The sequence below is a fragment of the Belnapia mucosa genome (assembly GCF_016775475.1).
GTDB classification, from domain to species: domain Bacteria; phylum Pseudomonadota; class Alphaproteobacteria; order Acetobacterales; family Acetobacteraceae; genus Belnapia; species Belnapia mucosa.
This window is the reverse complement of the sequence record NZ_JAEUXJ010000033.1, coordinates 22,238-28,962: the sequence shown is the minus strand read 5'-3', so window position 1 is coordinate 28,962 and position 6,725 is coordinate 22,238. Positions and strand designations below refer to the sequence as shown.

Genomic DNA, 6,725 nt, shown 5'->3' with positions numbered 1-6,725 from the left:
GTCATCCCGCGCCGGTGGGTGGTGGAGAGGACCTTCGCCTGGCTGTCGCGGTCGCGCAGGTTCGCGCGTGACTACGAGCAACTGCCCGAAACAGGGGAAGCCATGATCCACGCAGCTATGTCCCGCATCATGCTCCGGCGCATCGCCGCTTGATGGGCATTCCCACACAGTCAGTAAGCCGCGGCGCCGAAGGACCATGAGCAATGGGACTTGGTATCAGCGGCCTTGGCAGCTGCCTGAGTATCCCAATCATTGTCCATATGCGCTTTGAGGTAGGGACGCACGTACTCCAACACCATCGGCCACACTCCCTGACGCCGGGCCGGCAACCGCCGGCCCGCGGCCGCAGGCTCGTGCGCTTCCAAGCGCCAGCCAGTATCTGCACAGGTGACTACGCCGCAATGTTCCCGATGATGTTCAGTTGCATTGCTGTAAAATTAGGATGCTGGCTTGCAGCTCGCTGAGCTGAGGACGTTATGGCCTGCGTTACCTCGTTCGAAGCTGTTCCAGCAAACGGCCGGTGACCTCAGTTGGCAACGTGGCGCCCTGCAGCACTTCTTCAACGAAGTATTTCTCGAATTCTTTCGGGTTTCCCTTCGAAATCACATTGACCACAGGCGCGTCGCCAAGACGAGCTGCAAAGCCAGCAAAAGACGATTTTGTTCCAATGATGCGCTTGGCATTTTTGATCAGCAAAAACTCGGCCATTGCTTGTTGAATGGGCGTGCGAAGACTCCGTGTGAGAGTGCTGGCCCGGATGATCTTGCGCTTTCCGTGCACTTCTTCAAAATGCCCAAAAGTCTCGGGTGTATCGCTGAAAAAAACGATCCGCTCTCCAGCCTTGATCGCCTCTTCAACATGCGGATCATACCATCCGAGCGGTGCCGTATAACCAGCCGCAGCCCGAACATATTTCAGAACTACGTCGCTCGTTACTCCGGATTCCAATTCCGGAAGCGCCTTCTTGAAAAGATCGAGAATGTCACCGCGGCGAACATGGAGTGCGACATAGGGCTCGTCGCCCAACTCTTCCTGAGCACGCGCCATAGTTGACAAGATTGTGGGGTGGAGCGGCAGGCGGTCGTTGAGCTGGCGCATCTGCGCCATAATAGAGTCTTCTGTCTCTCCCTCGAATTGGTGCCTGATGTGGTCATTTTCGAGGAATGTCAGCCGCTTCCCAATGAAATTTTCTCGCTTAAATCCAGTTTTGTGAAATTCCTCATAAATCGGGTCGTTGAGGCTTTGGTAAGTGTCGTTCCGGCGGTACTCATCGTCAAGGAAAATAAGTTCAGAAAAGCCGCGCTCATGATAAAATAAAGGAAGATTCCAGACCAGGCCGGCCGAATATGGCTCTGGCGGAAGGGCCCCGTACAAGCTCCGGTCGCGCGGAAACCAACAAAAAACGAGCTGACCACCCACTTCGTTGCTGAATCGCCAAGAAAGTAACAAAGACTTCAGACGAGCGGATAGTCGATCGCCACGCCTGACAATGAATAGGGGGCGCTCACCAGCGGCAGAAAGTGGCAGGCTTGTAGTCAACATCACAGCCTCACAAGGGAAAGACATCAAGCACATTTATTGTGCAGTTTGCTAAGTATGGCAAGGCGATATGATTAGAATATGAAAATTCCGTCTTTCTTGCTTGCAAGCATGCCTGCTGAAAGCAAGCCATTGGAACGAATGTTCCGCCAATCTTGGCGGAGGGAAGCCTTGGCTCCAGCGCCGATCAGCCCCGCCCCTTGAGGCGGCGGAGCACCCATGCCTGTTTCGAACAGCCGAGCCCTGCACCAGCCTCAAATGCTACCTACCTTCCTCGCCGTGGTCAGGTCCGCACGACTTCCTGCTCCAGGAACCACTGATAGGTGGCGCGAAGTCCATCTGCGAAACTGGTCTTAGCAGTCCAACCCATAGCGGCGAGGCGGGAAACATCCATGCGCTTCAACATGGTGCCGTCCGGCTTTGAGGTGTCCCATGCGATGCGGCCCCGAAAGCCGGCCACATCCGCAATCATGCCGGACAGCTCTGCGATTGTTATGTCACTGCCCGTACCGACGTTTAAATGGCTTTCGCCTGAATAGCGCTCCAGCAGGAAGACGCAGGCATCAGCCAAGTCATCTACATAGAGGAATTCACGACGTGGTTGCCCACTGCCCCAGCAGGTAACAACGTCATCGCCCCGCCTGGCGGCTTCATGGAAGCGGCTAATCAGCGCAGGGATAACGTGACTACGTTCGGGATGGAAGTAATCGTTAACTCCATAAAGATTGCACGGCATGGCGGAGATGAAGTCACAGCCATACTGCCGCCGGTAAGCTTGGCACAGCTTGATGCCGGCAATCTTCGCCACCGCATACCACTCGTTGGTCTTTTCGAGCGGTCCCGTCAGAAGCGCGTCTTCCGGGATCGGCTGCGGCGCCTCGCGCGGATAGATGCAGGAGGAGCCGAGGAACAGCAATTTGGAGACATTGGCGAGATGGGAGGCGTGGATCAGGTTCGCCTCAATCATCAGGTTTTCGTACAGGAACTCCGCCGGATAGGTATCATTTGCCATGATACCACCTACCTTGGCCGCAGCGATGATCACCACATCTGGGCGGGTACTCTCGATGTAGCGAGTGACCGCGGGTTGATCGCGCAGGTCCACCGTGTCGCGAGACACGGTGAGGATCTCCACCTTTTCCTGTTGCAGTCGCCGCACGCAAGCAGAGCCGACCATGCCGCGGTGTCCGGTAACGAGCACCCTTTTGCCGGTCAGGTCAAAGGGGACATGCTCAGACATCGACCGTGGCCTTTAGGCGAGGGCTGCGCTGACGGAGCGAAGTGTCCAGCTCCCGGTCCAGAAGGGCATTGCCTTTAGCGATAGAGTCAAGATCGGTCCGCACCATTTCCGAGACCAGTTCCGGCAACTCCACAGTATGGCGCCAGCCGAGCTTCGCACGAGCCTTGGCCGGATTGCCGAGAAGCAGCTCGACTTCAGTCGGGCGGAAATAGGCCGGATCGACCTGCACCAGAACGCGGCCGGTCTTGCTGCAGCGGCCAATTTCATCCACACCCGAGCCGGACCACTCGATGTTGATTCCTGCCTCGGCGAAGGCGAGTTCGACGAATTTGCGGACAGTATGGGTGGTGCCGGTGGCCAGGACGAAGTCGTCCGGCTGGTCCTGCTGAACGATGCGCCACATGCCCTCGACGTAATCCCGCGCATGGCCCCAATCCCGCTGGGCATCGAGGTTGCCGAGATAGAGGCAGTCCTGCAGCCCATGATGGATGGCGGCAACGCCGCGGCTGATCTTACGGGTGACGAAGGTCTCACCACGCCGCGGGCTCTCGTGGTTGAACAGGATACCGTTGGAGGCGTGGATACCATAAGCCTCGCGGTAATTCACCGTAATCCAGTAGGCGTAAAGCTTGGCCGCGGCGTACGGGCTGCGTGGGTAGAACGGCGTTTCCTCGTCCTGAGGCACGGCCTGCACCTTGCCATACAGCTCGCTAGTCGAAGCTTGGTAGAAGCGGGTACGCTTCTCCATGCCCAGAATTCGGATAGCTTCGAGGATCCGGAGCGTGCCTATGCCGTCACCGTTAGCTGTATACTCCGGTGTCTCGAAGCTCACCGCGACATGGCTCTGCGCACCGAGGTTATAGACCTCGTCCGGCTGCGTCTCCTGGAGGATGCGGATCAGGTTGGACCCATCCGTCAGGTCGCCGTAATGCAGAAAAAAGCGGGCACCTTCAGTATGCCGGTCGACATACATGTGGTCGATCCGTGCAGTATTGAAAGAAGAAGAACGCCGCTTGATGCCATGCACGATATAGCCTTTGGAGAGCAGCAACTCAGCCAAATAGGCGCCATCCTGCCCGGTCACCCCGGTGATCAATGCAACCCGCTGCGACATTGGAATTCCTTTAGATCGCGTGATCAGCCCTGAGCGGCGCAATTGGCAGGTACTGCCTGACCGCTTCTCGTGCCTAAGTTCTACATACCCACGCTCGAAAGCCAAGCCTCAATCTAAGGTGCTGCCTAACCGCCCTAATGCGACCAGTCGGTTGGTCCCCTTGGTAGCATTCCGGCTACTGGGGCCGGAAGGAGCATACAGCAGGCGCGCCTCGATGATCGGCCTACTCCTCGTGTCGAAGGTAGCCCTTGGAAAAGAAACACTCAAATATTGATATGCAGTTAATATGCGCGCAAAAACCTCCTTGGCGCCCGTCCATTGCATTAGCAAGCTGCTGAAATTCTTGCCCGCGACCGGGCTTGGATGGTGCTTCGTATGCCGATGGCAAGGGGGCGAGGTTGGGATGCGCGGCAAGGACGAAGTGCGGGGCTCGTTGTCCAGCTAGGTGTGCCTGGAGCAACGGGTCTCGGCCGACTGTCCGCTGTGGATAATCCGGTGCATCGTAAGCGAGGCTGGGCGAGAGGCCGGCCGAGCTCGACGCTCTCGAACACCCAACGGGCCGAGACTCGATCTCGCCCGAGCGGCGACTGCGGGCGCTCCTCATGCAAGCCTTTTACTCTTTCCGCTCGGAAGGCCGGCGGGTCGAGTGGATCGAGGAGGCCTTCAGCTGGGCCAAGACTCTCGCCGGGCTGCGCAAGGCTTGGCACCGCGGCCTGCCCAAGATCGACTGGGAGTTCACCCTCGCCATGGCGCTACAACCTTGTCAGACTGCCGAAGCTGCTCGGCGCCGTGACGCCAGAACTCTGTCCGCATCTTGCCTGGCGACAGGGCATCATACCGCCCGCCCCCGCCGCCGACGCCCATGAGGGACGTTAGGCCAAGACCCGACCCGATCCCGTACAGAGGACAGGCTTGCAGCACCTGCGAGGCACAGATCCCAGGCCTTGAGGGGGGAGTTGGTGCTCGCTACCGTCACGACCCTGCTGCGGGAACCCGCAAAGGATGACGATATCGTTCTCGCCGACGAGGCCGCAGCCGGCAATGTGGAGGCCTGGGAGAGCCTCAGGCATGCCAATGTGATCATCGTCATCATTTCCCGTTTCCGCACTCGCTTCGCCGCCAACGGGTCACCGCCGCAGTCAATATCGGCGAACTGGTCGAGGTGACCTGCAGTAAGCTGCTGCGCTGAAATGGGCCACCTTGGCCGCTGATGCGGCAAGGCGCGCCATAGGGACGGGTTTCATCCTACGGGTGACCGGCCTGTCTCTCGCGTTTCAATGTTTGTCTTCCATTTCCCCTGATGTCGATGGCGCCGAATGTCGGCCTGCAATCCGGCCATACGATTGCTGGTACCTTACCCCGCCATCCATCAGCGCTTCCGGCGCAGAGGATTTTCTAGTATCCATGTTGCGCTGCGGTAGAGTGATCGTGGCCGTTCGGGGTGCGTGATATGCGAATTGCGGTTCTCGGAGCCGGTTATGTCGGCCTGGTGTCTGGTGCCTGCTTTGCCGAGTTCGGGGTGAATGTCTGCATCGTGGACACGGACCCGGCGAAGGTGGAGGCGCTGCGGCGCGGGGTGATCCCGATCTACGAGCCTGGGCTCGACAAGCTGGTGGCGGAGAACCATGCCGATGGCCGGCTTGGCTTCACGACCGATCTGGAGGAGGCGATGGAGGGCGCGGATTGCGTCTTCCTGGCGGTTGGCACGCCGTCGCGGCGCGGCGATGGCCATGCCGATCTGCGCTATGTCTATGCCGCGGCCGAGGGCGTGGCCCGGGCGGCGAAGAAGGACGGGCTGGTGCTGGTGACCAAGTCCACGGTGCCGGTCGGGACGGGGCAGAAGATCAGGGAGATCGTCCAGCGGGTGCGGCCGGACCTGACGATCCATGTTGCTTCCAACCCCGAGTTCCTGCGCGAGGGCAACGCGATCGGCGACTTCATGCGCCCGGACCGGGTGGTGCTGGGGGCGGACAGCGATGCGGCCTTCGCCACGCTGCGCCGGCTGTATCGGCCGCTCTATCTGATCGAGACGCCGATCGTGGCGACGAGCATCGAGACGGCCGAGCTGATCAAGTATGCGGCGAACGCCTTCCTTGCCACCAAGATCACCTTCATCAACGAGATCGCCGACCTCTGCGAGCGGGTCGGCGCCGATGTCCATGACGTAGCCCGCGGCATGGGCCTCGATGGCCGGATCGGGCGGAAGTTCCTCCATCCCGGCCCGGGCTATGGCGGCAGCTGCTTCCCGAAGGACACGCTGGCCCTGGCGCTGACGGCCCGCGATGCTGGCGCCCCGATCCGCCTGGTCGAGGCGACGATCGCGGTGAACGACGCCCGCAAGGAGGCGATGGCCGACCGGATCCTGGCCGCGCTCGGGCCCTCGCCGGCGGGCAAGTCGGTCGGCATCCTGGGCGTGACCTTCAAGCCCGAGACCGACGACATGCGGGACGCGCCGAGCCTGGTGATCCTGCCGAAGCTGATCGCCGCCGGGGTCGAGGTCACGGTGCACGACCCGCAGCCGGGCCAGGCGCGGCAGGTGCTGCCGGCGGCCACCCGCTTCGCCGCCAGCGCGATCGAGGCCGCGACCGGCGCGGATGTGGTGGTGCTGCTGACCGAGTGGAACGAATACCGCTCGCTCAGCCCCGATCGCCTGCGCAGCGCCATGCGGGGCGAGACCCTGCTCGACCTCCGCAACGCCTGGGATCCCGTCGCCATGCGCGAGGCCGGCTTCCACTACAGCAGCGTCGGACGGGCGTAAGCGGCAACCGCCGCTTGCCTGGGCGCCACCGTCCCGTCATGGAGTAGAGCGCCCCGGCCGGCAACCGGGGCGAA

General features: G+C 60.7%; 6 protein-coding genes and 1 pseudogene. 4 read left to right on the top strand and 3 right to left on the bottom strand.

Annotated elements, in window-relative coordinates:
• The coding region (locus tag JMJ55_RS28800; protein ID WP_202829055.1) for a transposase at window positions 1–153 on the top strand (153 nt) is incomplete at its 5' end.
• Between the two features lie 333 nt (window positions 154–486).
• On the opposite strand, the gene JMJ55_RS28795 is transcribed toward JMJ55_RS28800, so the two are convergent.
• The 3 genes from JMJ55_RS28795 to gmd form a co-directional block, all read right to left on the bottom strand.
• A complete protein-coding gene (locus tag JMJ55_RS28795) occupies window positions 487–1,542 on the bottom strand; it encodes an O-fucosyltransferase family protein (protein WP_202829054.1) in 1,056 nt (351 codons plus the stop codon).
• Between the two features lie 280 nt (window positions 1,543–1,822).
• Complete coding sequence (fcl, locus tag JMJ55_RS28790; RefSeq protein ID WP_328702795.1) at window positions 1,823–2,779, bottom strand: GDP-L-fucose synthase; 957 nt, start codon at window positions 2,777–2,779, stop codon at window positions 1,823–1,825.
• Complete coding sequence (gene gmd / locus JMJ55_RS28785) at window positions 2,772–3,893, bottom strand: GDP-mannose 4,6-dehydratase (RefSeq protein WP_202829053.1); 1,122 nt, start codon at window positions 3,891–3,893, stop codon at window positions 2,772–2,774. The genes fcl and gmd overlap by 8 nt, the downstream gene beginning before the upstream one ends.
• 650 nt (window positions 3,894–4,543) lie before the next feature.
• Between gmd and JMJ55_RS31320 the strand changes: the two are divergent.
• From JMJ55_RS31320 to JMJ55_RS28775, 3 genes and pseudogenes are all read left to right on the top strand, one after another.
• Window positions 4,544–4,682: pseudogene (locus tag JMJ55_RS31320) on the top strand (IS5/IS1182 family transposase); the annotation flags it as partial.
• A 170-nt stretch (window positions 4,683–4,852) separates the two neighbouring features.
• Complete coding sequence (locus JMJ55_RS28780; RefSeq protein ID WP_202829052.1) at window positions 4,853–5,059, top strand: hypothetical protein; 207 nt, start codon at window positions 4,853–4,855, stop codon at window positions 5,057–5,059.
• Window positions 5,060–5,343: 284 nt separating this feature from the next.
• Window positions 5,344–6,651, top strand: a complete 1,308-nt coding sequence (locus JMJ55_RS28775) for a UDP-glucose dehydrogenase family protein (protein WP_202829051.1) — start codon at window positions 5,344–5,346, stop codon at window positions 6,649–6,651.
• Window positions 6,652–6,725 lie beyond the last annotated feature (74 nt).

Coding starts and splice junctions, on each gene's coding strand:
- JMJ55_RS28795 (WP_202829054.1), bottom strand. CDS start 1,542: ATGTTGACTACAAGCCTGCCACTTTCTGCCGCTGGTGAGCGCCCCCTA.
- fcl (WP_328702795.1), bottom strand. CDS start 2,779: ATGTCTGAGCATGTCCCCTTTGACCTGACCGGCAAAAGGGTGCTCGTT.
- gmd (WP_202829053.1), bottom strand. CDS start 3,893: ATGTCGCAGCGGGTTGCATTGATCACCGGGGTGACCGGGCAGGATGGC.
- JMJ55_RS28775 (WP_202829051.1), top strand. CDS start 5,344: ATGCGAATTGCGGTTCTCGGAGCCGGTTATGTCGGCCTGGTGTCTGGT.